This is a genomic window from Streptomyces sp. NPDC101160 (assembly GCF_044768205.1).
Taxonomy (GTDB): Bacteria; Actinomycetota; Actinomycetes; order Streptomycetales; family Streptomycetaceae; genus Streptomyces.
On the sequence record NZ_JBIWPJ010000008.1, the window covers coordinates 181,246 to 205,200 of the forward strand.

Annotated in this window: 21 protein-coding genes; 6 read left to right on the plus strand and 15 right to left on the minus strand. The window is 73.2% G+C overall.

Annotated features, from left to right (window positions below; genetic code table 11):
* Window positions 1-162 precede the first annotated feature (162 nt).
* Window positions 163-1,401, plus strand: coding sequence for a serine/threonine-protein kinase (locus ACIRSU_RS26580; RefSeq protein WP_403796885.1), 1,239 nt, complete (start codon window positions 163-165; stop codon window positions 1,399-1,401).
* 167 nt (window positions 1,402-1,568) lie between these two features.
* Here the strand turns inward: ACIRSU_RS26580 and ACIRSU_RS26585 are convergent, their stop codons facing one another.
* The 8 genes from ACIRSU_RS26585 to ACIRSU_RS26620 all read right to left on the minus strand — a co-directional run bounded on the left by ACIRSU_RS26585 (window position 1,569) and on the right by ACIRSU_RS26620 (window position 12,434).
* Window positions 1,569-2,387, minus strand: coding sequence for a TrmH family RNA methyltransferase (locus tag ACIRSU_RS26585; protein ID WP_403796888.1), 819 nt, complete (start codon window positions 2,385-2,387; stop codon window positions 1,569-1,571).
* Between the two features lie 74 nt (window positions 2,388-2,461).
* A complete protein-coding gene (cobA, locus tag ACIRSU_RS26590) occupies window positions 2,462-3,706 on the minus strand; it encodes a uroporphyrinogen-III C-methyltransferase (protein WP_403796891.1) in 1,245 nt (414 codons plus the stop codon).
* A 228-nt stretch (window positions 3,707-3,934) separates the two neighbouring features.
* Window positions 3,935-7,291: a nicotinate-nucleotide--dimethylbenzimidazole phosphoribosyltransferase gene (gene cobT, locus ACIRSU_RS26595; RefSeq protein ID WP_403796894.1), complete on the minus strand. Its 3,357-nt coding sequence runs from the start codon at window positions 7,289-7,291 to the stop codon at window positions 3,935-3,937.
* A 377-nt stretch (window positions 7,292-7,668) separates the two neighbouring features.
* Window positions 7,669-8,862 (minus strand): precorrin-6y C5,15-methyltransferase (decarboxylating) subunit CbiE, encoded by a 1,194-nt coding sequence (cbiE, locus tag ACIRSU_RS26600; protein WP_403796897.1) that lies wholly within the window; start codon window positions 8,860-8,862, stop codon window positions 7,669-7,671.
* Window positions 8,863-8,922: 60 nt separating this feature from the next.
* Window positions 8,923-9,570: a GNAT family N-acetyltransferase gene (locus ACIRSU_RS26605; RefSeq protein WP_403796898.1), complete on the minus strand. Its 648-nt coding sequence runs from the start codon at window positions 9,568-9,570 to the stop codon at window positions 8,923-8,925.
* Window positions 9,571-9,735: 165 nt separating this feature from the next.
* Entirely contained in the window at window positions 9,736-10,593 is an 858-nt protein-coding gene (locus ACIRSU_RS26610) for a MetQ/NlpA family ABC transporter substrate-binding protein (RefSeq protein WP_403796901.1), read from the minus strand.
* 102 nt (window positions 10,594-10,695) lie between these two features.
* Complete coding sequence (locus ACIRSU_RS26615; protein WP_403796904.1) at window positions 10,696-11,364, minus strand: methionine ABC transporter permease; 669 nt, start codon at window positions 11,362-11,364, stop codon at window positions 10,696-10,698.
* Window positions 11,361-12,434: a methionine ABC transporter ATP-binding protein gene (locus ACIRSU_RS26620; protein ID WP_403796907.1), complete on the minus strand. Its 1,074-nt coding sequence runs from the start codon at window positions 12,432-12,434 to the stop codon at window positions 11,361-11,363. Before ACIRSU_RS26620 ends, ACIRSU_RS26615 begins: the two co-directional genes overlap by 4 nt.
* A gap of 601 nt (window positions 12,435-13,035) precedes the next feature.
* On the opposite strand from ACIRSU_RS26620, the gene ACIRSU_RS26625 reads away from it, so the two are divergent.
* Complete coding sequence (locus ACIRSU_RS26625) at window positions 13,036-13,398, plus strand: hypothetical protein (protein WP_403796910.1); 363 nt, start codon at window positions 13,036-13,038, stop codon at window positions 13,396-13,398.
* 2 nt (window positions 13,399-13,400) lie between these two features.
* Window positions 13,401-13,856, plus strand: coding sequence for a hypothetical protein (locus tag ACIRSU_RS26630; protein WP_403796912.1), 456 nt, complete (start codon window positions 13,401-13,403; stop codon window positions 13,854-13,856).
* A gap of 98 nt (window positions 13,857-13,954) precedes the next feature.
* On the opposite strand, the gene ACIRSU_RS26635 is transcribed toward ACIRSU_RS26630, so the two are convergent.
* From ACIRSU_RS26635 to ACIRSU_RS26645, 3 genes are all read right to left on the minus strand, one after another.
* Window positions 13,955-14,443: a GNAT family N-acetyltransferase gene (locus tag ACIRSU_RS26635; protein ID WP_403796915.1), complete on the minus strand. Its 489-nt coding sequence runs from the start codon at window positions 14,441-14,443 to the stop codon at window positions 13,955-13,957.
* A gap of 37 nt (window positions 14,444-14,480) precedes the next feature.
* Window positions 14,481-15,026 carry a sigma-70 family RNA polymerase sigma factor gene (locus ACIRSU_RS26640; protein ID WP_403796917.1) on the minus strand — a complete coding sequence of 182 codons (546 nt, stop codon included), beginning with the start codon at window positions 15,024-15,026 and terminating at the stop codon, window positions 14,481-14,483.
* Window positions 15,027-15,149: 123 nt separating this feature from the next.
* The gene (locus tag ACIRSU_RS26645) at window positions 15,150-16,340 is read right to left on the minus strand and encodes a glycerophosphodiester phosphodiesterase (protein WP_403796919.1); all 1,191 of its coding nucleotides are present in this window, start codon (window positions 16,338-16,340) and stop codon (window positions 15,150-15,152) included.
* 250 nt (window positions 16,341-16,590) lie between these two features.
* Here ACIRSU_RS26645 and ACIRSU_RS26650 point away from each other — a divergent pair, with 250 nt between their 5' ends.
* The gene (locus ACIRSU_RS26650) at window positions 16,591-17,265 is read left to right on the plus strand and encodes a lysophospholipid acyltransferase family protein (protein WP_403796922.1); all 675 of its coding nucleotides are present in this window, start codon (window positions 16,591-16,593) and stop codon (window positions 17,263-17,265) included.
* Between the two features lie 82 nt (window positions 17,266-17,347).
* On the opposite strand, the gene ACIRSU_RS26655 is transcribed toward ACIRSU_RS26650, so the two are convergent.
* Both ACIRSU_RS26655 and ACIRSU_RS26660 read right to left on the minus strand, forming a co-directional pair.
* Window positions 17,348-18,904, minus strand: coding sequence for an MFS transporter (locus ACIRSU_RS26655; RefSeq protein ID WP_403796925.1), 1,557 nt, complete (start codon window positions 18,902-18,904; stop codon window positions 17,348-17,350).
* Complete coding sequence (locus tag ACIRSU_RS26660) at window positions 18,901-19,455, minus strand: TetR/AcrR family transcriptional regulator (RefSeq protein WP_403796928.1); 555 nt, start codon at window positions 19,453-19,455, stop codon at window positions 18,901-18,903. The genes ACIRSU_RS26655 and ACIRSU_RS26660 overlap by 4 nt, the downstream gene beginning before the upstream one ends.
* Before the next feature lie 111 nt (window positions 19,456-19,566).
* On the opposite strand from ACIRSU_RS26660, the gene ACIRSU_RS26665 reads away from it, so the two are divergent.
* Window positions 19,567-19,737, plus strand: coding sequence for a hypothetical protein (locus ACIRSU_RS26665; RefSeq protein WP_403796931.1), 171 nt, complete (start codon window positions 19,567-19,569; stop codon window positions 19,735-19,737).
* 12 nt (window positions 19,738-19,749) lie between these two features.
* Here the strand turns inward: ACIRSU_RS26665 and argH are convergent, their stop codons facing one another.
* Complete coding sequence (argH, locus tag ACIRSU_RS26670; protein WP_403796933.1) at window positions 19,750-21,177, minus strand: argininosuccinate lyase; 1,428 nt, start codon at window positions 21,175-21,177, stop codon at window positions 19,750-19,752.
* Window positions 21,178-21,276: 99 nt separating this feature from the next.
* Window positions 21,277-22,470 carry an argininosuccinate synthase gene (locus ACIRSU_RS26675; protein WP_403796936.1) on the minus strand — a complete coding sequence of 398 codons (1,194 nt, stop codon included), beginning with the start codon at window positions 22,468-22,470 and terminating at the stop codon, window positions 21,277-21,279.
* A gap of 129 nt (window positions 22,471-22,599) precedes the next feature.
* On the opposite strand from ACIRSU_RS26675, the gene ACIRSU_RS26680 reads away from it, so the two are divergent.
* Window positions 22,600-23,937, plus strand: a complete 1,338-nt coding sequence (locus tag ACIRSU_RS26680; RefSeq protein ID WP_403796939.1) for a hypothetical protein — start codon at window positions 22,600-22,602, stop codon at window positions 23,935-23,937.
* Window positions 23,938-23,955 lie beyond the last annotated feature (18 nt).

A 23,955-nucleotide genomic window follows, 5' to 3' on the forward strand; every position in this document is an offset into this window, starting at 1 on the left:
ACAAGCCTGATACGAGGGGGTGTTGGCGGCCGCTTGTGCTGACCGGGCCTCAAGTGTCCCCCTCAGCACTGACAATCGATGCGGCCCGGAGGGCGCGGCCTGTGAGCACGCCGCCGCGGCGGTACGTAAGCTGTGCCACGTCGAACGGACGAGGGGACGGACATGGCGATGATGCGGCTCCGGCGCGAGGACCCGCGGATCGTCGGGTCCTTCCGGCTGCACCGCCGGCTCGGGGCCGGCGGAATGGGAGTCGTGTACCTCGGCTCCGACCGCCGTGGGCAGCGCGTGGCGCTCAAGGTCATCCGGCCCGACCTGGCCGAGGACCAGGAGTTCCGCTCCCGCTTCGCGCGCGAGGTGTCCGCCGCCCGGCGGATCCGCGGCGGCTGCACCGCCCGGCTCGTCGCCGCCGACCTGGAGGCCGACCGGCCCTGGTTCGCCACCCAGTACGTGCCCGGGCCCTCCCTGCACGACCGGGTCGCCGAGGAGGGTCCGCTGCGGGCCGCCGACGTCGCCGGGATCGGCGCCGCCCTCTCCGAGGGCCTGGTCGCCGTGCACGAGGCCGGGGTCGTGCACCGCGACCTCAAGCCGTCGAACATCCTGCTCTCCCCCAAGGGCCCCCGCATCATCGACTTCGGCATCGCCTGGGCCACAGGCGCCAGCACGCTGACGCACGTGGGCACCGCCGTCGGCTCCCCCGGCTTCCTCGCGCCCGAGCAGGTGCGGGGCGCCCCGGTCACCGCCGCGACCGACGTCTTCTCGCTCGGCGCCACCCTGGCGTACGCGGCCATGGGCGACTCCCCGTTCGGGCACGGCAGTTCCGAGGTCATGCTCTACCGCGTCGTGCACGAGGAGCCGCAGCTGTACGGCGTGCCCGACGCCCTCGCTCCGCTCGTCCGGGCCTGCCTGGCGAAGGATCCGGAGGAACGTCCCAGCACCCTCCAGCTGTCCATGCGGCTCAAGGAGATCGCCGCCCGCGAGGCCCAGGGCCTGCCCGCCGCCGCCCGGCCGCCCGTACCGCTGCGGGACCGCGACCGGGGCGACGAGCGCGGCGCCGGGGGCATGCGGCCCACGGAGCGGTACACCGAGCGGACGACGGAGCGGTCGGCGGCGGAACGGGCGGGCGAGCGGGCGCCTGAGCGCGGCGAGCGCCGGTCGGCCGGCGAGCGGCCCACCGGCGGGCAGGGGCGGCCGGTCGGCGCCCGGCCCCCGGCTTCCCGGCCGTCGTCCTCGCGTACGGGCGGGAGCTCCCGGGCCTCGCAGTCCCGGCCGGGCGGCCGCAGCACCTCCACCGGACTGCGGCCCGCCAACCCGCGGCTGCTGCGGCAGCGGATCTTCGTCTTCGTCGTGGTGACGCTGGTGGTGGCGCTGGGCATCGCGGCGGCGCAGGCGCTGCAGGGCTGACGCCGCGGACCTGCCACCGCGGAAGCGGCCGAGGCGAAGCAGGCGGCCGCGGTCTGCCGCTACGGAAGCGCGCAGGCCACACAGGCCGCCGCGGACCTGCCGCCACGGAAGCGCGCAGGCCACACAGGCCGCCGCGGACCTGCCGCCACGGGACCGGCGCAGGCGCCTCAGGCCTGCGGGCGGCCGCTCGTCACCGCGTAGAAGGCCACCGCGGCGGCCGCCCCCACGTTCAGCGAGTCCACGCCGTGCGCCATCGGGATGCGGACCCATTCGTCCGCCGCGCGCAGCGCCTGCGTCGACAGGCCCTCGCCCTCCGCGCCCAGCATCAGCGCCACCCGGTCCAGCTTGTGCGGGGCCGCCTCGTCGATCGAGGCCGCCCGGTCCGCCGGGGTCAGCGCGAGCAGCTTGAAGCCCGCCTCGCGGACCGCCTCCAGACCGCGCGGCCAGGTGTCGAGTCGGGCGTACGGCACCGAGAACACCGCGCCCATCGAGACCTTCACGGAACGGCGGTACAGCGGGTCCGCGCAGTCCGGGGACAGCAGCACCGCGTCCATGCCGAGCGCCGCCGCGCTGCGGAAGATCGCACCGATGTTGGTGTGGTCGTTCACCGCCTCCATCACCGCCACCCGGCGGGCGCCCGCGAGCAGCTCCGGCGCCGTCGGCAGCGGCTTGCGCTGCATCGAGGCCAGCGCGCCGCGGTGCACGTGGTAACCGGTCACGCGCTCGGCGAGGTCCGGGCTCACCGCGTACACGGGAGCGGGGAGTTCGTCGATGACGTCGCGCATGACGTCGACCCACTTCGCCGAGAGCAGCATCGAGCGCATCTCGTAGCCGGCGTCCTTGGCGCGGCGGATGACCTTCTCGCCCTCGGCGATGAACAGGCCCTCGGCGGGCTCGCGTCTGCGGCGCAGCTCGACATCGGTCAGTCCGGTGTAGTCGCGCAGACGCGGGTCGTCGGGGTCGTCGATCGTGATGAGTTCGGCCACGAGGTGATACTGCCCTGTTCCTGGGGTGGTGCCAATGCGAAGGGGTGCGGGACGGGACCCGCCAGTGGTCCGGGCTAGTGGTCCGAGGGCTGCGGCGGCTTGTTCGGGCCCTCGTGCACCACGTCGCCGATGACGATCACCGCCGGCGGGCGCACCTCCTCGGCCTTCACCGTCTCCGCCACCGTCGCCAGCGTCGCGTCCACCCGGCGCTGGGTGGCCGTCGTGCCCTCCTGGACCAGGGCCAGCGGGGTGTCAGGCGACTTGCCGTGTGCGATCAGCGTCTCCGCGATCTTGCCGATCTTGTCGACGCCCATGAGGATCACGAGGGTCCCGGTCAGCTTCGCGAGCGAGCCCCAGTCGACCAGGGAACGCGGGTCGTCGGGCGCGACGTGACCGCTCACGACCGTGAACTCGTGCGCCACGCCCCGGTGCGTGACCGGGATGCCGACCGCGCCCGGCACGGAGATCGAGCTGGAGATGCCCGGCACCACCGTGCACGGGATGCCCGCGGCGGCCAGCGCCTGCGCCTCCTCCATGCCGCGGCCGAAGACGAACGGGTCGCCGCCCTTCAGGCGGACCACCGACCTGCCCTGCTTCGCGTGCTCGATCAGCGCGTTGTTGATGGCCTCCTGGGCCATGTAACGGCCGTAGGGGATCTTCGCGGCGTCGATGACCTCGACGTGCGGCGGCAGCTCGCTGAGCAGGTCGCGCGGGCCGAGCCGGTCCGCGATCACCACGTCCGCCTCGGCGAGCAGGCGCCGGCCGCGGACCGTGATCAGGTCCGGGTCGCCGGGGCCGCCGCCGACCAGGGCGACGAACGGGGTACGGGCGCGGTGCGCGGGCGCCGCGAGCGAACCGTCGCGCAGGCCCTCCACGATCGCGTCCCGCACGGCCGCCGAGCGGCGCGGGTCGTGGCCGGTGAGCACCGCGACCGTCACGCCTTCACTGGCCCCGGTCGCCGGGGTCCACGCGGTGGCCGCCTCGGCGTCGTCCGAGCGCACGCACCAGGTCTTCGTCCGCTCGGCCTCGGCGGAGATGGCGGCGTTCGCGACCGGGTCGCTGGTCGCGACGAGCGCGTACCAGGCGTCGGCCAGGTCGCCCTCCTCGTACCGGCGCTTGATCCAGGTGATCTCGCCGGCCTCGGCCATCGCGTCCACGGAGGGGGTGGCCGAGGGGGAGACCAGGGTGACCCGCGCGCCGGCCGCGATCAGCGCGGGCAGCCTGCGCTGGGCGACCTGGCCGCCGCCGAACACGACGACGCGGCGGCCGGCGAGGCGCAGTCCGACGGGGTAGGCGGGGTGCTCGGCGTGCTCGGCCATGGTGCGGGCGGCTCCTCGGGGCGGCGGGTCTCGGGCGGTGCTTGGCGCACCTCACCCTATCGGTGACCTGCGGGCTTCACTCTGTGACGGATGTCCCCTCGGCAGAGCGCCGTCGGTCGGTGCGCGGGGGATGTGCACGTCCCCCACTCCCGGTCGTTCATGGGGAGTGGGGGACGTCTCGCTGCTGCGTTCGCTGCTGCGTTCGCTGCTGGTTCTCGGTGACGCCGGCTACTTCTCGGTGACGCCGGCCGAGTCGAACGTGGCCACCTCGTGCATCGCGCGCGCCGCGCTCTGCACCACCGGGAGGGCGAGGAGCGCGCCCGTGCCCTCACCGAGGCGGAGGTCCAGGTCGACCAGCGGGCGCAGGCCCAGCTTGTTGAGGGCGGCGACGTGGCCCGGCTCGGCGCTGCGGTGGCCGGCGATGCAGGCCGCGAGGGACTCGGGCGCGATGGCCCGGGCCACGAGCGCGGCCGCGCCGGTGGAGACGCCGTCCAGGATGACCGGGGTACGGAGCGAGGCCGCGCCCAGGATGAGGCCGACGAGCGCCGCGTGCTCCAGGCCGCCGATCGCGGCGAGGACGCCGATCGGGTCCGCCGGGTCCGGCTTGTGGAGGTCGAGCGCGCGGCGGACCACGTCCACCTTGCGGGCGTGCATCTCGTCGTTGATGCCCGTGCCGCGGCCGGTGACCTCGGTCGGGTCCACGCCGGTGTAGACCGAGATGAGGGCCGCGGACGCGGTGGTGTTCGCGATGCCCATCTCGCCGGTGAGGAGCGCCTTGTTGCCGGCGGCCACCAGGTCGCGGGCCGTCTCGATGCCCACCTCGATGGCGGCGACGGCCTCTTCGCGGGTCATGGCCTGGCCGATGGTGAAGTCGGCGGTGCCCGGCCTGACCTTGCGCGGCAGCAGGCCCGGGGTGGAGGGCAGGTCGCTCGCGACGCCCACGTCGATGACGCAGACCTCGGCGCCGACCTGGTTGGCGAACGCGTTGCAGACCGCTCCCCCGCCGAGGAAGTTCGCGACCATCTGGCCGGTGACCTCCTGCGGCCAGGCGGTGACGCCCTGGGCGTGCACGCCGTGGTCACCGGCGAAGATCGCGACGGCGGCCGGCTCCGGGATCGGCGGCGGGCAGACCCGGGAGAGCCCGGCGAGCTGCGCGGAGATGATCTCCAGCATGCCGAGCGCCCCGGCGGGCTTCGTCATGCGCTTCTGCCGCTCCCAGGCCTCGCCGAGCGCCTTGGCGTCCAGCGGACGGATGTTGGCGACGGTCTCCTGGAGCAGGTCGTGCGGCTCCTCGCCGGGCAGCGCGCGGCGGCCGTACGTCTCCTCGTGGACCACCCAGGACAGCGGGCGGCGCTTGGACCAGCCCGCCTGCATCAGCTCGGGCTCGTCCGGGAACTCGTCGACGTAGCCGACGCAGAGGTACGCGACCACTTCGAGGTGCTCGGGCAGGCCGAGGGCGCGGACCATCTCGCGCTCGTCGAAGAAGCTGACCCAGCCGACGCCCAGGCCCTCGGCGCGGGCGGCGAGCCAGAGGTTCTCGACGGCGAGCGCCGAGGAGTACGGGGCCATCTGCGGCTGCGTGTAGCGGCCGAGGGTGTGGCGGCCGCCCCGGGTCGGGTCGGCGGTCACGACGATGTTCACCGGGGTGTCGAGGATGGCCTCGATCTTCAGTTCCTTGAACTGCTTCGCCCGGCCCTTGGGCAGCGACTTGGCGTACGCCTCGCGCTGGGTCGCGGCCAGCTCGTGCATCGTCCGGCGGGTCTCCGCGGACCGGATGACGACGAAGTCCCACGGCTGCGAGTGGCCGACGGACGGTGCCGTGTGGGCCGCCTCCAGTACACGGAGCAGCACCTCGTGCGGGATCGGGTCCGGGCGGAAGCCGTTGCGGATGTCGCGGCGCTCGCGCATCACGCGCAGCACGGCCTCGCGCTCGGCCTCGTCGTAGCCCGGGGCCCGTTCGGTGACCGGGGTCTCCTGCTGCGGCTGCTCGGCCTGGGGCTCGGCCTCGGGCTCGGCCTCCGCCGTGCGGGCTTCCCCCGTGGTGGCTTCGGCCGTGGGGGCCTCTGCCGTGGGGGCCTCCGCCGCCGCGCCGGTCTCTTCCGCCAGGGCGTCCTCAGCCGGGGCCGGGGCCGCGGGCTGGACTTCGGCCTCGGCCTCCGGCGCCTGCGCGGCTTCCTGCGGGGCCTCGGGGGCGGCGGCCACCGGCGCCTCCGCGGCGACCGGCTGCTCCGGCGCCTCCGGGGCGGCCTCGGGCTGCTGCTCCGGGGTGCCCTCGGCGGCGACCGGGACCTGCTCGGCGGCCACCTCGACCGGAGCCGGGGCCTCCATCACGGCCTCCGCCGTCACGGGCGCCTCCGCCACCGGGGCGGGCTGCTCGGGGGCGGCCTCGGCCGGGGCCGCCGGCTCGCCCTCGCGCGGGGCGGGGACGACGGCCGGGGCCTCCTTGGCGACCGGCTCGGCTTCGGCGGCCGGTACGGGTACGGGCTCGGGCTCGACGACCGGCTCCTCGGCGGGGGCCTCGGCCACCGGCTCGGCGACGGCCGGCTCGGCGACGGCCGGCTCGGCGGCCGGCGGCGCCTCCGTCACGGGCTCCGCCGTCACGGGCGCCTCCGCGGCCACCGGGGCCTGCTCGGCGACCGGGGCCTGCTCGGCGACCGGCTGCGGCTCGGGAGCGGGCTCCGGCTGCGGGGTCGGGGCCAGGTGCGGGGCGGTCGGGACGGAGCCCTCGACCGGGACGAACTGGGCGACCGGCGGAACGACCGCCTCCACCGGCGCGGCCACGGGGGCCGGGGCCTCCTGCGGCTGGGCGGTCCACGGCACGGCGCCCTGCGGGGCGGTCTGCTGGTCCTGCGGGATGTCCAGGTACTCCGGACCCATGGTCGGCGGGCCGGGCGTAGGGACGGGCATCGGGGCCGGCGCGGTGGCGGCCGCGGGCGCCGGTACGGGCACGGGCTGCGGGGCGGCGACCGGCGCGGCCGGGCCGCGGTCGGCGAGCGAGCGGACCACGCCGCCGGTGGCGTCCGGCGGCACGGGCGGGCCCATGTGCAGCGGACGGCGGGCGGGCGGCGGGGTGGGCGCGGCCTGCGGCTCGGGCATGCGGACGCCGCCGAGGTCGACGGAGCCGGAGTCGCGGCCGGCCGCCTCGTGGGCGCCGGTGTCGAGGATGCCGGGCTGGTAGCCGTGCTCGGTGACGACGGGCTGCTCCTGCGGGACGGTCAGGGGCACGCCGTGCGCGGGGGTGGGCAGCGGGGGCAGCGGGACGCCCTGCGGCGGGGTCGCGCCGGTGACCTGCTCCAGGGGGGCGGTCAGCGGGTCGACGTCCATCGCCGGCGGGGCGGGCACGGTGACCGGCGGCGCGGGCATGACGCCCGGCGGCTGCTCGCTCCAGGCGCCCTGCGCGCCCGGCATCAGGAGCACTTCGTCGTCCTCGGCCGCGTGCGCCGCGTGGGCCGCGTCGGCTGTGCTGGCTGTGTCCTCGGAGGGGCTCGGGTAGGTGAACGCGCCGGGGGCGGGGACGCCCGGCTGCTCGACCGTGCCCGCGTTCTCCGGCAGCCCCTCGCCGGGGATCTGGCCGGTGTCCGTCATGCTGCGTACCCCTCGCCCATCGGTTGTGCTCCTTCAGACCTGCGCCCGTCGACAAGAACGAGCGTGCGCGCCGCTCGGCACGAGACCCGCGGACACCCATGCATTGTCGCGGTCTTCGGCCATCGTGGCAGGCGGATCCGCCACGGTGCGCTGTGGACTGCGCCACGTCGCGCGGTCCCCCGGTTGCTCCGTACCACACCAGGGGTCCAAGAGGGCCCCTTTTTCCGGACATTGGAGAACAAACCGCCGGCTGTCCGGGGGCGGTACAACAATCGGCCAGCCTACCCCGCTCGGTGGGCGGCGCGATCACGGGTGGGGCCCCGTGAGACGCGGCGGAGTTCGCGAGGGAGTCCGCGGGAGATGCGCGCGAGGGGCCGTCAGGTCCGGCGGCCGGACAGGAGGAAGACGACGGATCGGGCGCGCTCGGTCCAGTCGGCCGGGTCGAGGCCGACGGTCTGCAGCAGGGCGCACTCGACCTCGTAGCCGCCGTCGGCCAGGGCGTTGCTCATGGCCTCGGCCTCGTCGCGGGTGGCGGCGTGCGCGACGATCCGTTCGGGCCTGCGGTCGGTGCAGGCGGTGACGACGGGGACGCCGCCGCCGCCGATGCGTACGACATCGGGCTCGGGGAGCCGTTCGAGTACGTGCGGGGCGCGCCCGGGGACGGCCTGGAGCTGGACGCCGGCGGCGCGGGCGGCGGTCTCGGTGCGGGCGCAGGCCTCGGGGTCGGCGTCGACGGCGAGGACGGCGGCGCCGAGGCGGGCGGCCTCGACGGCGAAGGCGCCGCCGGCGCAGCCGACGTCCCAGACGAGGTCGCCGACGCGCGGGCCCAGGCGGCCGAGTTGGGCGGCGCGCAGGGTGGGGTCCTGGCCGGTGTGGCCGCCGGTGTCCTCGGCGGGCAGCGCCCAGCCGCGTACCGCCGGGGTGTCGTGGCCCATCAGCCAGCCGCCCGCGGGGGCGCCGCCGGGGGCGCCGCCGCCGATGACGAGGACGACGTTGGGGTCGCGCCAGACGTGGTCGGCGGCCTTGTCGGAGGTGAGGACGGTGACCTGTTCGCGTTCGGTGCCGAGCTCCTCGCAGATGACGAAGGTGCGGTGGACTCCGTCGAGGAGCAGGGCGAGTTCGGCGGGTCCGGCGCCGGGCGAGGTGAGGACGGCGACCTTGGGGTGGGCGCGGCAGACGTTGACGGCGCGGCGCAGGGTGCGCTGGTGGGCGACGACGACGCGGGCGTCGTCCCAGGGCATGCCGGCCCGGGCGAAGGCGGCGGCGACGGAGGAGACGGCGGGCACGACCTCGACTTCCAGGCCGTGTTCGGGGGCGCGCAGGGTGCGGACGACGCCGAAGAGGCCGGGGTCGCCGTCGGCGAGGACGACGGCGGTGCCGCGGTGGCCGGCGATGCGGCGGGCGGCGAGGTCGACGCTGCCGAGCCGGACGCGTTCGGCGGCGGCCGGTACCTCGGGAAGCGCCAGGTGGTGCGCGGCGCCGGCCACGAGCGTGGCGGCGGCGAGCGCGGACCGGGCCGCCTCGGTGAGGGGCGAGCCGTCCCAGCCGATCACCGTGACCCGGTCGGCCATCTGTGTCTGTCTCCCTGGGGTGGGTGTGCGGGTCGGGGGCTGTCGAGCCTACCCGGGCGGTCAGCCCCAGTCGGCGTAGGTGGAGAGGCCGGCCTCGGACATCTGGTCGGCGACGCCGTCGAGGTCCTCGGGGAGCAGGCTCCACACGATGAGGTCGGTGCGGATGTCGGTCCATTCGCCGCTCTCGGTCTGGCTGCGCGCTATCCAGGCGTTGCGGAGCACGCCCTCGCTGATGCAGCCGACCTTCTGGGCGACCTGCTGGGAGGCGGTGTTGTCGGCGGCGGTGCGCAGTTCGAGGCGTTCGAAGCCGCGGTCGCCGAAGAGCCACTGGGCGACGGCGAGGACGGATTCGGTGGCGTATCCCTCGCCGCGGGCCCAGGGGGCGGTGACGTAGGCGATCTCGGTCGCGCGGGTGCGCCAGTTGGTGTGGTGGAGATGGACGGTGCCGACCAGGCGCTGGGTGAGGAACTCGGTGACGGCGAAGACGATGCCGCGGCCCTCGGCGCGTTCCGCAGGAGCGATCCTGCGCACCCAGGCCTCGGCGTCGGCGGAGGTGTAGGGGTGCGGTACGGAGGTCCAGGCGACGACGAGTTCGTCGTTCATCATCTCCACGAAGGCGGGGATGTCGGCCTCTTCGTATGGGCGCAGCACCAACCGGTCCGTGCTGATGGAGACGTCCGGGAAGGTCGTAGTCATGCGCAACTCCATACGTGAATGACCGTGAACGCACAGCATGCAGCATGCGGCTGCCGCCTCGCATGCGCGGGTGACACGGGTGAGCCGAAGGCCCCGTGCGCCGGACGGGGCGCGCGGGGCCTTCTGGGCAGTGGACGGTACCGCGTGGGCGCGGTCCACGGGGGTGGTACGCGAGGACTACTGGGCGGCGGCGCCGAAGGCCGGGACCACCGAGCCCTTGTAGGTGTCGTCGATGTACTTCTTCACCTCGGGCGAGTTGAGGAGCTTGGCCAGCTTCTGCACGCGGGCGTCCTTCTCGTTGCCGGCCTTGACGGCGAGGAAGTTGGCGTAGGGGTTGCCCTCCGCCTTCTCCAGGGCGAGGGCGTCCTTCGCCGGGGACAGCTTGGCCTCGATGGCGTAGTTGCCGTTGATGACGGCCGCGTCGACGTCGTTCAGGGCGCGGGGCACGGTGGCGGCCTCCAGCTCCTTGAACTCCAGGCCCTTCTTGTCGGTGATGTCGGAGAGCTTGGCGTCGGTGCCGATGCCGGGCTTCAGGGTGATGAGGCCGTTGTCGGCGAGCAGGTGGAGCGCACGGCCCTCGTTGGTGGTGTCGTTGGGGACGGCGACGGTCTGGCCGGCCTTGATGTCCTTCACCGACTTGACCTTCTTGGAGTAGAGGCCGAGCGGCTCCAGGTGGACGTTGACCACCGGGACGATGTGGGTGCCGTTCTTCTTGTTGAAGTCGTCGAGGTACGGCTTGTGCTGGAAGTAGTTGGCGTCGACCTGGCCGGACTCGGTGGCGGTGTTCGGCAGGACGTAGTCCGTGAACTCCTTCACCTCCAGCTTCAGACCGGCCTTCGCGGCGAGGTTGTCCTTGACGAAGTTGAGGATGTCCGCGTGCGGCGTCGGGGACGCGGCGACGACCAGCGGCTTGTCGGCGGAGCCGGCGCCGTCCTTGGTGGAGGACGGGTCGGAGGAGGTGCCGCAGGCGGTCAGGCCGAGGGCGAGGGCGGCGGTGGCGGCGATGCCCGCGGTGAGCTTGATGTTCTTGCGCACGAAGAGTGCCTCTTTCCGGGTGGAGCGGATACTTCGCCTGGACAACAAGTCCGGGCTGTTTCTTCGGGTTGCGAAGTCTGGGGGTCCGGCGCGGCGGGGCGGTTACGAGGCGCGGCCGCGGCGGGCGAGGAGGCGGACGGCGCCGTCTCCGATGAGCTGGACGACGGTCACGATCACGACCAGGACGACGACGGTCACGAGCATGAAGGTGGTGTCGAAGCGCTGGTATCCGTAGGTGATGGCCTTGGATCCGAGGCCCTCGCCGCCGACCGCGCCGGCCATGGCGGAGTAGCCGATGAGCACGATCACGGTGGTGGTGACGGCTGAGACCAGGGACGGCAGGGCCTGCGGGAGCAGCACCTTGCGGACGATGGTGGGGATGCCGCCGCCCATGGCCTGGACGGCTTCGACGAGCCCGTGGTCGACCTCGCGGATGGCGGTCTCGACGAGGCGCGCGAAGAACGGGATGGCGCCGATGGCGAGCGGCACGATCATCGCGGTCGGTCCGATGAAGGTGCCGACGACGAAGGTGGTGAAGGGGATCAGGGCGATCAGCAGGATGATGAAGGGCAGCGAGCGGCCCACGTTCACGATCGCGCCGACGACCTTGTTCACCGGCCGGTTCTGCAGCAGTCCGCCCTTGTCGGTGAGGACGAGGAGGATGCCGAGGGGGAGGCCGCCGAGGATGGTGACGACGGTGGCCCACAGGACCATGTAGAGGGTGTCGACGGTGCCCTGCTCGAGCAGCGGCTGCATCTCGGACCAGGTCACTTGGCACCTTCCTTGACCAGCGCGGAGGCCTCGGTGGAGGCCTGCGCGGGCACGTGCGCGTCCTGCGCGTCTTCGACGATCTCGACCTGGAGGCCCTGCTCGCGCAGGAAGCCGACGGGGACGACGTTCTCCTCGTAGCGGCCGGGGAGCTCGATGCGCATCCGGCCGATCTGGCGGCCGCCGACGGTGTCCATGGCGGCGCCGAGGATCGAGATGTCGATGTTGTACGTACGGGAGAGCTGCGAGATCACCGGCTGGGTGGCGGTCTCGCCGTGGAACGTGACGTCGACGACCGTGTGTTCGGGGCCGGTGGCGGTGCCGCCGACCGGGAACAGCTCGGCGGCCAGCTGCGAGCCGGGCGTGGCGAGCAGTTCGCCGACGGTGCCGGACTCGACGATGCGGCCCTTCTGCATGAGGGCGGCCGAGTCGCAGATGGTCTTGACGACGTCCATCTCGTGCGTGATCAGCAGAACGGTGAGGCCGAGCTGCTGGTTGAGGTCGCGCAGGAGCTGGAGGATGGAGCGGGTGGTCTCCGGGTCGAGGGCGCTGGTGGCCTCGTCGGAGAGCAGCACCTTGGGCTCGCCGGCCAGGGCGCGGGCGATGCCGACGCGCTGCTTCTGGCCGCCGGAGAGCTGGCCGGGGTAGGCCTTGGCCTTGTCGGCGAGGCCGACGAGGTCGAGGAGTTCCAGGGCGCGGCGGGAGCGCTCGGCGCCGGAGACGCCGAGGATCTCCAGGGGGAGCTCGATGTTGTCCTTGACGGTGCGCGAGGACAGCAGGTTGAAGTGCTGGAAGACCATGCCGATGCTGCTGCGCGCCCGGCGCAGGTCCCTGCCCGCGCGGCGGCCCTTGCCGGCGAGGGCGGTGAGGTCGACGCCGTCGACGGTCACGGTGCCGGAGGTGGGGCGCTCCAGAAGGTTGACGCAGCGGATGAGCGAGGACTTGCCGGCGCCGCTCTGGCCGATCACGCCGAACACCTCGCCCTCGCGGACGTGGAGGTCGACACCGTCCAGAGCGGTGACCTGGCGGCCTCGCGACTCGTAGACCTTGGTCAGGCCCGTAGTGGTGATCACAGGGTTTCCGTCACTGTCGAGTGCCCGGCGCGTGGGTCCGCCGTGCACGGCTTTCGTCATGAGGACAGTCAGGCGCAGGGCGGCCGGCCGCTGGATGTGACCGGCGGGCAGCACGTGCGCGGGGCGGCGCGGTCCGCCGCCTGGGTTGGCGGGACCGGCTCGGCCGTCGGGGCTCGCTTCGGGGCGCGAGGCTCAGGCGGGGGCCCTCAGTTGGCGCACATTCGACACATACAACGAGCACCGGGCGTCTGGTTCGCCTCGGTCGCAAGGCTGCGGCTGCTCGTCGTGGTCATGGCTGCAAGTAAAGCATGCGCAGCTGCGAACGAAAGGGGACTGTCCGAATAGCGGACAGCGCTGAGACGACATCCGGACAGGAGTGCGTACGGAGGTACGGCCCCGTGCCGGCGGCGGCCCCGCTCCCCCGGGCGTGGCCTGGGCCGATCACGGGCGCGACCCGTCACCGCCGGGACGGCGTGAGGGGCGCCCCGAGGCGTGGGTGCGGTGCGGGTGTGGTCAAGACCACTTCCCGGCGGCTCGCGGCACGGCCTCCGGAGTGGGGCCGCGCGCATCGGGCCATTCGGCCCGTAATACCCTCGGGCGCATGCTTGACGCCCTGACGGTCGCGGTCTCGGTGGCCGCGCTCGCCCTCGCCGCCTGGTGCGGCTTCGCCTTCAGCCGTGACCAGTCCACCAAGGACTGGCACTTCATCGGCATGGCCGTGGTGACCTTCCTCGCCCTGGTGCAGCTCGTGGTCGGCATCGTGCAGCTGGCGCGCGGCGAGAAGGCCGACGAGGGTACGACGATCTTCATCGCCTACCTCGTCGGCGCGCTGTGCGCGGTGCCGGCGGCCGGCCTCATGTCGCTCACCGAGCGCAGCAAGTGGGGTTCGGCGACCGTGACGGCGGGCGCGGTCGTGCTCGCCGTCCTCGAAGTGCGTCTCTACGACATCTGGACGGTGGGCTGATCATGACCGCGACCGAGAACGGGGCCGGGACCGTGGCCGAGGCCGGGACCGAGGGACGGCGGGCCGGGCGGCTCGTGTCGGGCCCGGGCATGGTGGTCGTCTGGCTGTACGGCGTGATGTCGGTGGGCGCGGTCTCCCGCTCGATCTACCAGATCGCCACCGACTTCGACCGCGCGCCGCTCGCGTACAGCCTCTCGGCCGTCGCCGCCGTGGTGTACGCGTTCATCACGTACACGCTCGTACGGGGCGGGGAGACGGCCCGGAAGGCGGCGCTGGTGTGCTGCGCCGCCGAACTCGCGGGCGTACTGACCGTGGGCACCTGGACCCTGGTCGAACCGTCGGCGTTCCCGGATGCGACGGTCTGGTCGGACTACGGCTACGGCTACGTCTTCATTCCGGTGCTGCTCCCGCTGACCGGCATCTGGTGGCTGCGGAAGGCACGCGCCGAGGCCGTCTGAGGGCCGAAGCCGTCTGAGGGCCGAAGCCGCCTGACGGTCGCGGACGCCTGAGGGCCCAAGCTGTCTGACGGTCGCGGCGGTCCCAGGCCCGACGTCGCCTAGGCGGCCTTCTCCAGGGTGACCAGGGTCAGCGTCGGGCCCACCTCGCGGGTGGCGACCTGCTCGTACCCCTTGCTGCGGTAGAGCCGCAGGTTGCCCTCGCTGCGGTGGCCGGTGAAGAGCTGGAAGCGCTTGGCGGGGGCCGGTGCCGGCTCGCCGGCGAAGTGGCCCTCGATGGCGTCGAGCAGCCGGCCGCCGAGGCCGTGGCGCTGCATCCGCGGGTGGACGATGAGCTTGGCGATCCGCACGGTGCCGTCCTCGTCGAGCCGGCCGCGCACGGAGGCGACGATCTCGTCGCCGAGGCGGGCGACGAAGGCCGTGCCCTCGACGAGTTCGGCACGCAGCTCGGCCAGTGACTGGGTGAGCGGTTCGATGGACCAGTCCTGGTAGATCTCGGCCTCACGCTGGTAGCAGAGGTACTGCAGCTTGAGGATGCTCTCCGCGTCCTCGGCCGCGTCCGCCGCTGAGATCGTCACGCTCATGCCCATGTGTGCATGCCTCCCGCTCACCTGGTCCGCCGTCGGTCTACGGCACCCTTCCCCGCACGCCGGTGCCGGGAACCTCCGCAGCCAGCATTCTGCGCAGGCATCCCAGGCAACGGGAACGCATCGGCCCCAGACTCCCCTGTGAGATACCCAACGCCCCTGCGATTTCCCGGTAGGTCGGGTCGTCCGGGTGCAGCATCGCGGTCAGCAGCCGCGGGCAGTGACCGGGGGTGCGGCGCACGGCGGCCCGCACGGTGCGGCGGCGCTCGGCGACCAGCGCGGAACCCTCCGGTGACGCCGTCTCGGGAACCGGGGCCGGTTCACCGCGGTACGGCCGCTCGCGGGCGTGCGCGCGCCGGGCCCGGCGCGCCTCGGCCCGTACGGCCCGGCGCAGCCACTCGGCGGGCCGCTCGGGCGCGGCCCCGTCCTCATCGATGCGCTCCAGTAGCCGCAGCCACACGGCCTGTTCGAGGTCGCCCGCCTCGACGCCGGCCGCGGACGCCTCGGCCCGGGACTCCGCGGCGAGCAGCGGCGTGAGGGTGGTGAGCAGGGTTTCGCGGGAGGTTCGGGAGGTGCGGGAGGTCATGCCCGCCACGATGCGGGGCGGGCCGGGCCCGGTTGCGGGCCCGGCCGTGAATCACCCGGTCGGACGTACGGCGTCGGACGTACGGGACCGGACGTACGGGACCGGAGGTACGCGGATGGAGCGTCAGCGTCCCGCGAAGTCCGCCGCCGCCAGCAGCGCCGTGTCCGAGTTGTCGGAGAAGACCGCGTCGATGCCGGTCTCGAAGTAGCGCTTCAGCACTCCGAACGCGTCGCCGTACGCCGTCGGGTCCGTGCCCTTCCGGTACTCCACCGGCAGGAAGGTGTTCTCGTTGCGCTGGGTGTACGGGTGGAGGATCAGGTCCTCGGCGTGCGCGTCGCGGACGAGCGTGGTCTCGGTGCCGAGCCGGCCGCTCGCGTCGCGGGGCAGGATCAGGTCGATGGTGGGCCCGATGCCCTGCGCGTACGAGGCGATCCAGCGCAGTCCCTCGGGTGTGACCAGGTCGGCGACGGTGCGCGGGTCACCGGCGGCGACGAAGTCGTAGGGACGGCTGGTGGCGCTGGAGAGCAGCACCACGCGCGGGGAGTCCACCAGTTCGGCGAGCCGCTGGATGCTGCTGGGCTCGAAGGACTGCAGGAAGAGCGGGGAGTTCGCGCGGTGGCGTCCGTAACGGCGCAGCAGCCTGGCGAGCCGCTCCTCCAGCGGGAGGCCGATGGAGCGGAAGTAGGTGGGGTGCTTGGTCTCGACGTGCAGCCACACCTCGCGGCCGAGGCGGCGGCCCTCGTCCTCGGCCCAGCGCAGCACCTCCTCGAAGGTGGGCACGGCCCAGCGGCCGTCGTAGAGGGTGTTCCGCTGGCGGACGGCGGGGATGCGCTCCTTGGCCCGCAGGGTCTTGAGCTCGGCGAGCGTGAAGTCCTCGGTGAACCAGCCGGTGACGGCGGTGCCGTCGACGGTCTTCGTGGTCCTGCGGGAGGTGAACTCGGGGTGGTCGGCGACGTCGGTGGTGCCGCCGATCTCGTTCTCGTGGCGGCAGACCAGGTGGCCGTCCTTGGTGGGGACGAGGTCCTGCTCGATGACGTGGGCGCCGAGTTCGAGGGCGAGCTGGTAGGAGCCGAGGGTGTGCTCGGGGCGGTAGCCGCAGGCGCCGCGGTGGCCGATGACGTACGGGACGGGCAGCGCGCGGTAGCCGCGGCCGCGGCCCTGGCTGCGGGCGGCCGGCTCGCCGTCGGCGGCGACGGCCGACTGCACGGCCTGCGCGGTGCCGCCGGCGAGGACGGTGGAGCCGCCCAGGACCGCGGCTCCGGCCGCTCCGAGGACCGCTCGTCGGGCCGGGGTCCGGCGCTCGGGCTGGGTCATGAACACTCCTTCGGTGAGCTTCGATGTGATGTCCCGCACCTGTCAAAGACGGGCACGACGCTAGGCGTCGCGGCCCTCCGTGCGGCAGACCTGGGCGGAACATGGCGGAAACACACGTCAACACGGCGTATCCACTCCGTGAACCCGATGTGCGACACACCGTGACCCGCGAGTATCGTCGCCACCTGCACACCGTCGGCTCCGTCCCGAGCCGCACCGCCCCGACACCGCCCCGACACCGGAGGAACCGTTGTCCCGTCTCGCGATCATGAAGGCCATCCTGGGCCCGGTCCTGCGCCTCATGTTCCGGCCTCGCGTCGAGGGCGTCGAGAACGTCCCCGGCACCGGGCCGGTCATCCTCGCGGGCAACCACCTGACGTTCATCGACTCGATGATCATGCCGATCTGCCTGGACCGCCCGGCCTACTTCATCGGCAAGGACGAGTACGTGAAGGGCAAGGGCGTGAAGGGCCGGCTGATGGCCTGGTTCTTCACCAGCGTCGGCATGATCCCGGTGGACCGCGACGGCGGCCGCGGCGGTGTGGCCGCGCTGATGACGGGCCGCCGGATCCTGGAGGAGGGCAAGATCTTCTCCATCTACCCCGAGGGCACCCGCTCCCCCGACGGGCGCCTCTACCGTGGCCGCACCGGCATCGCCCGGCTCACCCTGATGACGGGCGCGCCGGTGGTGCCGTTCGCGATGATCGGCACCGACAAGGTCCAGCCGGGCGGCTCGGGCATCCCGCGTCCCGGCCGGGTGACGGTCCGCTTCGGCGAGCCGATGGAGTTCTCCCGCTACGACGGCATGGACCGCGACCGGTACGTGCTGCGCGCAGTGACGGACTCGGTGATGGCGGAGGTCATGCGGCTTTCGGGCCAGGAGTACGTGGACATGTACGCCACGAAGGCGAAGGAAGCCGCGTAACGGACGCCAACGCGCACGTGAGGGCGCCCCGTACGGAACGTTCCGTACGGGGCGCCCTCACGTGTCGTTCACGTCGTGCGCGTCAGTGCTCGATGCCGTCGGCCAGCTTCTGGCCCCTGAGCAGGAACCAGGCCGCGACCGCCGTCGCGAGCAGGACCGCGGCGCCGGCGCCGGCCGCGAGGCGCAGGCCGTCGACGAAGGCGTCCTGGGCGGCGGTGACCAGGGCGTCGGCCTGGGCCGGGGCGAGGCCCGCGGCGGCCTCGACGGCGCCGCCGAGCGAGTCGTGGGCCGCGGCGGCGGTGTCGGCGGGGAGGCCGGCCGGGGCGGTGAAGTCCCGGTAGACGCCGGTCACGATGGAGCCGAGGAGCGCGATACCGAGGGCCGCGCCCAGCTCGTACGCCGTCTCGGAGACCGCGGAGGCGGAGCCGGCCTGGTCCCGGGGGACGCTGGACAGGATGACGTCGGCGGTGACGGTGAACGCGAAGCCCGCGCCCACGCCGACGACGAGCAGGCTCGCGCCGAGCAGCGGGTATCCGGTGGACTGGCCGAGCGCGGTCAGCGCCGCGAGGGCGAGGCCGATGGCGGCGAGACCGCCGGAGACGACGGACCTGACGGAGAACCGGCGGGCCACGTTGCCCGCGATCAGACCGGCCGTCACCGCGCCGACGGCGGCGGGCAGTTCGGCGAGTCCGGCCTCCAGGGGCTGGCGGCCCTGGACCAGCTGGAAGAACTGGGACAGGAAGAACACCAGGCCGGACAGGCCGAGGATGGTCAGCAGGTCGGCGAGGACGGCGCCGGAGAAGCCGCGGTGGCGGAACAGGCGCATGTCCAGGAGCGGGGCCGGCAGGGTGAGCTGACGGCGCACGAACCAGATCAGAGCGCCGATGCCGAGGACCGCGGCGACCGCGGCTCCGAGGGTGGGGCCCTGGGCGGCGAGCTCCTTGACCGCGTAGACGACGCCGATCATGCCGACGAGCGAGAGACCGACGCTGGGCAGGTCCCAGGGGCCGGACTTCGGGTTCTTCGACTCGGGGATCAGCTTGGCGCCGACGAGGACCAGGACGGCCATCACGGGCAGGTTGATGAGGAAGACCGAGCCCCACCAGAAGTGTTCGAGCAGGAAGCCGCCGACGACCGGTCCCACGGCCGCGCCGGCCGAGGCCATGGCGCCCCAGATGCCGATGGCGAGGCTGCGCTCGCGCGGGTCGTGGAAGAGGTTGCGGATCAGGGCGAGCGTGGACGGCATCAGGGTGGCACCGGCGACACCGAGCAGGGCGCGGGCCAGGATCATCATCTCGGGACTGCTCGCGTAGGCGTTGAGCACGGAGAGGGCACCGAACGCGACGGCGCCGCTGAGCAGCAGCTTCTTGCGGCCGATGCGGTCGCCGAGGCTGCCCATGGAGACCAGGAGTCCGGCGATGACGAAGGAGTAGACGTCGCCGATCCACAGCAGCTGGGTGCCGGACGGCTTGAGGTCCTCGGAGAGGAAGGGCGTCGCGAGGCCGAGGACCGTGGCGTCCACGGCCACGAGCAGCACGGCCAGGACGAGCACGGCGAGGGCGAGCCACCGGCCGGGGCGGCGGACGCCCTCGGTATGGCTCTCGTGCTGCTTCGCACTCGTGACGCTGTCGGTGATCACTTCTCCACGCTCCTGCGCGCTCCGCCGAGCAGCAGCTCGGCGATCATGAATTGGAAGTCGTTGGCGGCGACCCGCCCGTCGGCGACGGCCCAGGCGCCCGAGCCGATCAGCCCGTAGTAGGCCTCGCAGAGCCAGGCGGGCGTCAGGTCGATCCGGAAGACGCCGTCTTCCTGTCCGCGCCGGAAGAGCGCGGCGACCCGGACGTCGATGCGGGCCCAGCCCTCGTTCTGCTGGTCGCCCTCGAAGAGCTGGTTCTCGGTGTAGAGGAAGGCGAGCAGGGGGGCCACGGGCTCCGAGGCGCCGATCAGCCGGCGGACGGCCTCGTCGGCGGGCCCCTCGTCGAGGCGGGCCCCGTCGAGGGCGGCCTCGGTCTCCTCGAGGCACATCTGCTCCAGCGCCCGCACCAGCGCGTCCCGCCCGGCGAAGTGCCGGTGCAGCGTGGCGCGGCCGATCCCGGCGGCCCGGGCGACCTCGTCCATGGTGGCGGTCGCCTTGCGGGAGAGCAGGGCTGCGGCGGCGCGGAGCACCTGGGTGCGGTCGACGGGTGGCATGAGACAACCATACACCGCGTGAGACATGAATGTCTCACGAGATAACCGACGCCTCACCGAGCGGTCTGGGCGACGACGACCTGAAAGGGCAAGTACGTCGACCGGCCCCGGATGCACGAGAAGGCCCCTCGCGGGACCTTCCGGAAGACGCGGTACATCCTGGAGGACGAGTTCGTGGCGCAGAACCACCTCGCCGCCGCCCTGTTGCGGCATGTCGATCCCCGGCTCGGGCTGCTCCGGACGGACTTCGACAGGCTCGCGGACTGGGCGGCGGCGCTGTGACGGGAGGGGCGGTCAGTTCTTGGCGGTGGCCCAGGCGTGCTGGATGACCAGGTCCGCCTTGACCTCGACCAGCTGGGCGGCGACCGCAGACGGGGCCGTGCCGCCGCGGCCGTTGCGGGAGGCGAGGGCGCCGGGGACGTTGAGGACGGTGCGGACCTCGGGGGTGAGGTGCTCGGAGATCTTGGCGAACTGCTCGTCCGTCAGCTCGTCCAGCTCCTTGCCCTCCGCCTCGGCGACCTTCACGCACTCGCCGGCCACCTCGTGCGCCACCCGGAACGGGACGCCCTGCTTGACCAGCCACTCGGCGATGTCGGTGGCGAGGGAGAAGCCGGCCGGGGCGAGCTCCTCCATCCGCTCCCGGTTGACGGTGAGCGTGGCCATCATGCCGGTGAAGGCCGGCAGCAGGACCTCCAGCTGGTCGCAGGAGTCGAAGACCGGCTCCTTGTCCTCCTGGAGGTCCCGGTTGTAGGCCAGCGGCAGCGCCTTCAGCGTCGCCATCAGGCCGGACAGGTTGCCGATGAGCCGGCCGGACTTGCCCCGGGCGAGCTCGGCGATGTCCGGGTTCTTCTTCTGCGGCATGATCGACGAGCCGGTGGAGAAGGCGTCGTGCAGGGTCACGAAGGAGAACTCCTTCGTGTTCCAGATGATGATCTCCTCGGCGATCCGGGAGAGGTTCACGCCGATCATCGCGGTGATGAAGGCGAACTCGGCGACGAAGTCACGGGAGGCCGTGCCGTCGATCGAGTTCCCGGCCGATCCCCGCTCGAAGCCGAGGTCCTTGGCCACGGCCTCCGGGTCGAGCCCCAGCGAGGAGCCGGCGAGCGCGCCGGAGCCGTACGGGGAGACCGCGGTCCGGGTGTCCCACTGCCGCAGCCGCTCGGCGTCCCGGGAGAGCGACTGGACGTGCGCGAGGACGTGGTGGGCGAAGAGCACCGGCTGGGCGTGCTGGAGGTGCGTCCGGCCGGGCATGGCGACGTCCGGGTGCGCCTCGGCGAGGCCGACGAGCGCGTCCTGGAGCTCGGCGATCAGGCCGCCGATGATCCGGGCGTGGTCCCGCAGGTACATCCGGAAGAGCGTGGCGACCTGGTCGTTGCGGGACCGGCCGGCCCGCAGCTTGCCGCCGAGCTCGGCGCCGAGCCGCTCCAGGAGGCCGCGCTCCAGGGCGGTGTGGACGTCCTCGTCGGCGATGGTGCCGGTGAAGGAGCCGTCGGCGACGTCCGCCTCCAGCTGGTCGAGGCCGGCCAGCATGCGGGTCAGCTCGTCCTCGGTGAGGAGCCCGGCCTTGTGCAGCACGCGGGCGTGCGCACGGGAACCGGCGATGTCGTACGGCGCGAGCCGCCAGTCGAAGTGGACGGACGCGGACAGCTTCGCCAGGGCCTCGGCGGGCCCGTCGGCGAACCGGCCGCCCCAGAGCCGGACGTCACCGTTGTTGCTGCTCACAGCTGATGCTCCTCAGGACAGGGTCTGGATGTGCCACCGCCCCCCTGCCGTACCGAACGGCGTACGAGACAGGGAGGCGGCTTGTTCAACGTGCGGGGGTCAGCCCAGGTCGCGCTTCGCGGCGATCTTCGCCGAGAGGGCGAAGATGTCGATGAAGCCCTGCGCCTTCGACTGGTCGAACGTGTCGCCGGTGTCGTACGTGGCCAGGTTGAAGTCGTAGAGCGACTCCTCGGACTTCCGGCCGGTGACGACCGCGCGGCCGCCGTGCAGGGTCATCCGGATGTCGCCGGTGACGTGCTGGTTGGCCTCGTTGATGAAGCCGTCCAGGGCACGCTTGAGCGGCGAGAACCACATGCCGTCGTAGACGAGCTCGCCCCAGCGCTGCTCGACCTGCCGCTTGTAGCGGGCCAGCTCGCGCTCGACGGTGACGCTCTCCAGCTCCTGGTGGGCGGTGATCAGGGCGATCGCGCCGGGAGCCTCGTACACCTCGCGGGACTTGATGCCGACGAGACGGTCCTCGACCATGTCGATCCGGCCGATGCCCTGGGCGCCGGCGCGCTCGTTGAGCTGCTGGATGGCCTGGAGGACGGTGACGGGCTTGCCGTCGACGGCGACCGGGACGCCCTCCTTGAAGGAGATGACGACCTCGTCGGGCTCGCGGGCGAGCGCCGGGTTCTGGGTGTACTCGTAGATGTCCTCGATCGGGGCGTTCCAGATGTCCTCGAGGAAGCCGGTCTCGATGGCGCGGCCGAAGACGTTCTGGTCGATGGAGTACGGGGACTTCTTGGTCGTCGCGATCGGCAGGTTCGCCTTCTCGGCGAAGGCGATGGCCTTGTCGCGGGTCATCGCGTAGTCACGGACCGGGGCGATGCACTTCAGGTCGGGGCCGAGGGCCTGGATGCCGGCCTCGAAGCGGACCTGGTCGTTGCCCTTGCCGGTGCAGCCGTGGGCGACGATCGAGGCGTCGTGCTTCTTGGCGGCGGCGACGAGGTGCTTGACGATGGCCGGCCGCGAGAGGGCGGAGACCAGCGGGTACCGGTCCATGTAGAGGGCGTTGGCCTTGATCGCCGGGAGGCAGTACTCGTCGGCGAACTCGTCCTTGGCGTCCGCGACCTCGGCCTCGACCGCGCCACAGGCGAGCGCGCGCTTGCGGATGACGTCCAGGTCCTCGCCGCCCTGGCCGACGTCCACGGCGACGGCGATGACCTCGGCACCCGTCTCCTCGGCGATCCAGCCGATGGCGACGGAGGTGTCCAGGCCGCCCGAGTAGGCGAGTACGACGCGCTCGGTCACGGGGTTCTCCTTACCTTGCAACCACTGATGGGTATAACTATGCAGTCCTCCGTATGGTTTGTCAAAGCACTCTCACCACAGAGGGAAAGTCGCAGGCCAGAGAGGGTGCGCGACCTCTAGGCTCCGTGCATGAGCAGCGAGGAGCAGCCGCTGGGCGCGGCGATACGGGGGCTGGCGCGCGGGCGCAAGCTCGCTCGGGTCATCGACACCACGCACCCCGGCGCGTGGACCGCCCTCGACGAGGGCATCCGCGTCGCGATCGGCTACGGCGAGATCGAGCGGCCCGCCCACCCCTGGATGAGCACGAGCCGCCTCCCCGCGGCCCTGCGGGCGGCCCTGCGCGCCCCGGCACCCACGGAGTCGCAGCTCGCCCTCGCCCTCTGCGACCCCAGCGGCCTCGTCCGCGAGGCCGCCCTCCCCCACGCGGCCCGCCACCCCGCCGTTCTGCCCCTGGTCGCCGTACGCGCCACCGACTGGGCCGCTCCGGTACGGGACCGGGCCCGCGAGCTCCTGGCCGCGGCCCTGCCCGGCGCGGACGCCGCCACCCTCGGCACGACCGCCCCGGTGATCATCCGCCTGAAGAGCCGACTGCGCGGCGGCGAGGGCGTGGCCCTCCTCCAGGACGTCCTGCGCACCGTCCCGGGCGAAACCGTCTCGGCGCTCTTCCTCAACCGGGACCGCCCCACCCGGCGGCTCGCCTTCACCGCGGCCGTCGAGCGCGGCCTGCTCGACGCCCGCGAGCTGGCCCGGATCGCCGCGTACGACGACGACGCGGCCGTACGGAACCGGGCCGCCGACGCCGCGCTCGCCGTCGGCGTGCCCGACGAGACGCTGCCGCTGCTGCTCGGCGCGCGTTCCGGCGCGGTGCGCTCGGCCGGGGTGATCGCGCTGCGGAAGGCCGGCCGGACGGCCGAGGCGGCGCCGTTCCTGTACGACCGGTCGGGTCTTGTACGGGCCTGCGCCCGCTGGGTGCTCCGCCAGGACGGCCGTGATCCTCTGCCGCTCTACCGGGCGGCCTGCGCCGATGCGGCGACCGTGCCCGACCGGGCGCCGCTCGGGCTCGCCGAGTGCGGCGACCGGAAGGAGGACACGGCAGTGCTGTGGGAGCTGGCCGGGCACGAGCGGGAGCACGTGCGCGCCTCCGCCGTCGCGGGCCTGCGTCTCTTCGAGGCGGACTTCACCCGGCTGCTGCCGCTGCTCGACGACCCGGCGCCCGGTGTCGTACGGGAGGCGGCCCGGGCCCTGCTGCCGTGGGCGGACCGGCTGCCGGAGGCGGAGTTGCTGCGCCGCACGGGGCCGGGCCGGCCGGTGCACGTCCGCGTCCGGGCGTTGCGGCTGTTGCGCGAGCACGGCTCCGTCGCGTACCAGGAGACGGCCCGGCGGCTGGTCGAGGACCCGGATCCGGTGGTGCGGATGCGGGCACGGCGGGCACTCGGCGTCATGGCGTGTGCCGTGCCCAACAGGTGAAACGGGCCGCCGCACACG